The following is a 4638-nucleotide window of genomic DNA, read 5'->3' on the forward strand; positions in this document are numbered from 1 at the left end:
GTTTCCCATCGAATGTCTTTGTCAGCTCTCTCACGCTTATCATGTAATATCTCCTTGAAACATTTAATATTTTTGTAATAAATTATAACATGCCCTGCTGCTACTGTAAAGCTGACCAGAGACCTCTCCACCAGAACAGTAACCAAGAATAAAAATGCTCCGGCAGCCTGTCTTGCTGCTACAGCATAAGCTGCAGCAGTAATACAGAGTTTGCTGGAGCGTTAATATACTTTTATATTGTTTGCAAATATGAAAGAAAACCTTGAAACGAACCGATATTCCATGCAGTTCCACTGGTTGTGAATGCAAAATCAGTGACGTCTGCCTTTTGTAGTATACTTTCTATGAAAACAATAAAGGAGATGAAATCAGTATGCTGTTTATTCCCCTGTGACAGGGTATACGGAAGATGGAAAGGCCGTCTTGCCAAAAGCTCTTTGCTATGTATCTGACTGGTATATTGGATTTACCGTACTCACTGCTTACAAAGCAGGAACATATACACCAGGACTGGAAAAAGAACTTGTCAATGATAGTAATTTATCCAGTTCAGACATGAGTAAGTTTATTCAAAAGTTACTTACGGATTATACACATATGACACGCTCAACTGAGGATAAAGTATTAACATTTTCAGAACTTTATCAACTCTACTACAAGTGGAAATATAATGGCAAAAAAGTATATTCGGAGCAATCAAAATACTCTACACGTGCAGCTTATAAAAACTGTAAAGCGTTACACAATATACCAATCGATAAAATTACATATGAACAAATGCAGGATGTTGTTGATTCAATTCCTCTAAAATATTCTTCTTTGGATAACGTAGTCTTGCTGATGAAACAGATGTTTCGCTATGCAGCTGGAGTATCATTTATCGTTAGCAGGACAAAATTCCGCTTTTCAAGTTTTCAGCGACTGTCCGAAAAGTTATATATACGACAAATGCGATAGAATCATTAAACTCCACCTATCGGAGACTGAACCAGCAGAGAAGCGTTTCCCGAGCGATACGGCGCTGCTGAAAGCTCTGTATCTGGCTACCTTCGAAGCCACCAGAAGATGGACTACTACCATCCGGAACTGGGGTCAGGTATATGGCGAGCTGAGTATCATGTATGAAGGCAGGTTACCGGACTAAATGAACCTCCTGCTATATATAATATAGTCTTGAAACAGGTATTTGTGTTTGTTTTTAATTTCCACTTTCCTTAGTGTTAGTATACCACAGGCCTCCGCTTTATTTTAGCGTGAACTACTCGGTCTAAAGTACTGAATTTAATCCTTACATTCTCCTTTCCATGTTTAAAAACTTCTCCCGCAAATAACAGTCATAAAACGAAATCTTATATAATGCAAACAGAAAAAATCAATTCATAACAGTACCTTTCCCTCCATTACATGTTATAATAATCCTTAGCTATAATCTGAACAAAGGAGTTATTGACATGAACACAGAAACCCGAAACGAAAAAATCAATGCAATCCGGGAAAACATCGGAAAAGTCCTGGTTGGAAAGGAAAAGCTGACAGATCTGATTCTTACTGCCATTATCGCAGAAGGTCACATCCTTCTGGAAGACGTCCCTGGTTCCGGAAAAACAGTCATGGCGAAGTCTCTGGCCCGTTCTATCGACGCGGAATTCAGCAGAATTCAGTTCACACCGGATCTTCTTCCATCTGATGTAACCGGACTGAATTACTATAACCAGAAAGAGGGCGAATTTACATTCCGGGAAGGTCCTGTATTCTGCAACATTCTTCTGGCAGACGAAATCAACCGTGCGACACCAAGAACCCAGTCCGCGCTTCTGGAATGTATGGAAGAGCGTCAGGTGACCGTGGACGGTGTCACCTATCCTCTTGACCGCCCGTTTTTTGTTATTGCGACTCAGAACCCGGTCGAGACTTCCGGAACCTTTCCTCTTCCGGAAGCACAGCTGGACCGTTTCCTGATGCAGCTCTCCATGGGACTTCCAAGTGTTCAGGAGGAATGTGCCATTATGGAGCGTTTCCTGACGTCCAGTCCTCTGACAGAACTTGGCTCCGTCTGTACGGCCGAAGAACTCATCGAGCTTCAAAAAGACTATCTGGATATCCGTATTCATCCGATGCTGATTGATTATATCGCCCGTATTGTGCATGCCACCCGTACTTCCGGTGACTGTCTGGCAGGGGTAAGCCCGCGTGGTACTCTGGCTCTTCTCCGCGCCGTGCGTGCCTATGCCATGGTGCAGGGCCGGTCCTATGTTGTCCCGGAAGACATCAAGACGCTGGCCATCCCGGTTCTCGCACACCGCCTTGTCTTCCCGTCAGGTCATATTCTGGACCGGACAGCAGAACGGTTCCTGGAGGGCATTCTGGATCAGACCGAATTACCAACGGAAGAGTGGGGGAAATAATATGATCATCCTGCCAACTCTGTTTGCAGTCCTTTTACTTTATATTCTGCAGGCAGTCTATTACAAAAAATACTGGATGAGAGGTCTGGAATGCCAGATCCGGTTTCAGGATCATGCGGTCAATGAAGGAGACGCTTCCTGTCTTCTGGAGACAATCACAAACCGCAAACTGCTCCCTCTCACCACACTTCAGGTAAAATTTTCGGTCAGTCGGAAACTGAAATTTTCGGAAGCGGAAAATACTGCAACGACGGACAATAATTATCGGAACGACATTTTCTCCGTCATGTCCTATGAGAAAATTTCACGGAGTCTGCCGTTTACAGCGTCAAAACGGGGATGCTATCAGGTCTGGAATCTGGATCTGATTTCCTTTGATTTGTTCCTCATGAACAAATCCGTGATTTCAAGAGCGGTGGATACTTCCCTGTATGTATACCCGAAACCGGTTCCATTCGCGGAATTAAAAGCGCCTTTCCGCAAAATGATGGGAACAATTCTCACCCGGAATTCCGCGTTTGAAGATCCTTTTGAATTCCGCGGCATCCGGCCGTACCAGCAGTATGATCCCATGAAAGCGGTAAACTGGAAGGCATCTGCCAAGACCGGAGAACTGATGGTGAATGTACACGATTACACGGCCAGCCGTCAGGTTACCATTTTTCTGAATCTTGCCGACGATTCCAGCTGGCACTCGGAGCGCCTGTTCGAAAACGCCATTCGTCTGGCCGCCTCTTATGCGGAACTTCTTCTGGCAGAAGGGATTCCGGTACAGCTGATCACCAACGGGATCGATGCAATGACGAAGCAGACGCTGGTTCTTCCCGCCGGAGCCGGAACACACCATATCCGCACACTCAAGGAAGGGCTTGCAAGACTCAGCGACCGTTCGCAGGATCTGCCGGAGCTGGAGCCTTTGATTGCCGAAAAACTGTCTGTTACACACGGGGCGGATTTTTATCTTCTGATTTCCTATTCTCAGAACAGCCGCCTTCTCCGGACTTTTGACCAGCTTTGCCTTCAGTCCGAAGGTTCCCAGTGGATTGCTCCGCTTCACAATGATATGGAATTTCTCCAGGACCGCTGTCCTCATGCGGTCTCCATAAAATGGGAGGTGTCACGCATTGAATAAGTTATATCAGTTTTACTGCCGTCACTCTCTTGCGGTCTTTCATGTGATTCTCCTGGCCGCAGCAGGGGGTTTATGTCTGGTCAACTACTATACAAAAGATCCCTTTTTTGCCGACTGTGCATATGCCGTATTTGTCGTGGATATCTTCTCCGTGCTGATTCACACAAACCAGCAGGGAATATATGATTATATGAGAATGAACAAAGATGTTTCTCATGTACCGAAGCGGCAGATCTATCTGATTAACACTCTGCTGTTAACCGGATTTCTGATATTGACAGGCGGATGCATGTTCCTTTTTGTTCATCTTCCTTACCGTAATGTCATTGATGCGGTTAAAACAGTTTTTGTGGCTGTCATCCGATGGATTCTTCAGTTGCTGCTTCGTAAAGGGTCTGCACCGGAAGAAGAGATCATAACTCAGGAAACAGAGCCGTTTTTCCAGAATCTGCCCCGTTCCCAAAATGTTTCCTGGTTCGCCCGGATACTCGAGTATCTGTTTTTGATTATCGCTGTCGTTTCCATCGCGGCAATTCTGGTTCTGCTGCTTGTTGCGATTTACCGGAAGCTGACATCCAGGCGTGAAGGGACAGAACTGGACAAAAGGGAATTTGTCTCTCCGAAAATGGAGCGAAATAAAGTGAAACGGACTTCCTCCGGAGAAAAACTCCGTTTTTTTGACCGCAGTACGGAAGGGCGGATACGGAAACTGTATTATCGGTCCATACGCCGCCGGCTTCGTTCCGGAAAAACGCCGTCAAGATCCATGACCCCGTCTCAGATCGAAGCACTTGCCAGCCTCTCTCAGTATCCTGGCGCAGACCAGCTGCACGAGGCTTACGAAAAAGCCAGATACGATACGGAAGGCTGTGCAAAAGAGGATCTTGAAAAAGCAAAAGAAGGCGTGTCACGTCTTACGTAACAGGCATATTTGATTATACTGTAAAAACGGACTCTTCGGGGTCCGTTTTTTGTCAGGGTTGTTTCATGAATGATTTTTAAAAGTATAAATCGATCTGATTTTATCGAGGGTTATATATGCTATACATCAGTATATGTAATCCTCGACTTTTTGTTCGAGTAGAGGTATAATGTCTTATA

Annotated in this window: 4 protein-coding genes and 1 pseudogene; all 5 read left to right on the top strand. The window is 45.0% G+C overall.

The window, feature by feature from the left end; all coding sequences use genetic code 11:
- Window positions 1-423: 423 nt before the first annotated feature.
- On the top strand, window positions 424-957 hold the full coding sequence (locus Selli1_RS17835; protein WP_138372667.1) for a hypothetical protein: 534 nt from the start codon (window positions 424-426) through the stop codon (window positions 955-957).
- Window positions 900-1144, top strand: a pseudogene (locus Selli1_RS18615) (transposase); the annotation flags it as partial. The gene Selli1_RS17835 and the pseudogene Selli1_RS18615, both read left to right, overlap by 58 nt.
- Before the next feature lie 307 nt (window positions 1145-1451).
- Complete coding sequence (locus tag Selli1_RS17845; protein ID WP_087168894.1) at window positions 1452-2405, top strand: AAA family ATPase; 954 nt, start codon at window positions 1452-1454, stop codon at window positions 2403-2405.
- 1 nt (window position 2406) lies between these two features.
- On the top strand, window positions 2407-3537 hold the full coding sequence (locus Selli1_RS17850; RefSeq protein WP_138372668.1) for a DUF58 domain-containing protein: 1131 nt from the start codon (window positions 2407-2409) through the stop codon (window positions 3535-3537).
- On the top strand, window positions 3530-4459 hold the full coding sequence (locus tag Selli1_RS17855; protein ID WP_138372669.1) for a hypothetical protein: 930 nt from the start codon (window positions 3530-3532) through the stop codon (window positions 4457-4459). Before Selli1_RS17850 ends, Selli1_RS17855 begins: the two co-directional genes overlap by 8 nt.
- The last annotated feature ends 179 nt before the right edge of the window (window positions 4460-4638 follow it).

This window comes from Sellimonas catena, from assembly GCF_027924685.1.
Lineage (GTDB): Bacteria > Bacillota > Clostridia > Lachnospirales > Lachnospiraceae > Sellimonas > Sellimonas catena.

Bases quoted from the DNA above. Each gene is read 5' to 3' on its own strand.
- Selli1_RS17845 (WP_087168894.1), top strand. From the start codon at position 1,452: ATGAACACAGAAACCCGAAACGAAAAAATCAATGCAATCCGGGAAAAC.
- Selli1_RS17850 (WP_138372668.1), top strand. From the start codon at position 2,407: ATGATCATCCTGCCAACTCTGTTTGCAGTCCTTTTACTTTATATTCTG.